Here is a 354-nt window from a genome sequence, read left to right as displayed (position 1 = left end):
CACGGCCAGCCAGAGCCACACTTTATTGCCCTTGTGGCCGACAAAGGTCCACATTTCATCCAACTCCAGCTCCCGTGGCCGGCGGGGCTTGGGGCGCAACTGGGGCGTGGCCTGCGCTTTTTTTTGCCAGTTTAACAATCGTCGGCCGGRCTACCCCGGTCAGGCGCACGATGGCTCGTTGCGAGACGCGCTCGACCAGCAGCTTCTCCACCTGCGCGTACTGGGCCGCCTTGCGGGCGGCGGCCGGCTCGAATAGGGCTTGGTGGCGGCAGGCTTTGCACTGGTATTTGGGCTGGCCGTGGCGGCTGCCGTTCTTGCGCAAGTCAGCACTGCTGCACTTGCCACACGTCAACG

The 354-nt window shown here is 64.6% G+C and carries 1 protein-coding gene; it reads right to left on the bottom strand.

Annotated elements, in window-relative coordinates; all coding sequences use genetic code 11:
• Nucleotides 1-55 precede the first annotated feature (55 nt).
• Complete coding sequence (locus tag D0T11_RS23665; RefSeq protein ID WP_449547931.1) at nucleotides 56-352, bottom strand: transposase; 297 nt, start codon at nucleotides 350-352, stop codon at nucleotides 56-58.
• Nucleotides 353-354 lie beyond the last annotated feature (2 nt).

Source organism: Hymenobacter rubripertinctus, assembly GCF_003583925.1.
GTDB classification, from domain to species: Bacteria; Bacteroidota; Bacteroidia; order Cytophagales; family Hymenobacteraceae; genus Hymenobacter; species Hymenobacter rubripertinctus.
This window is presented reverse-complemented; position numbering and strand designations above follow the sequence as displayed.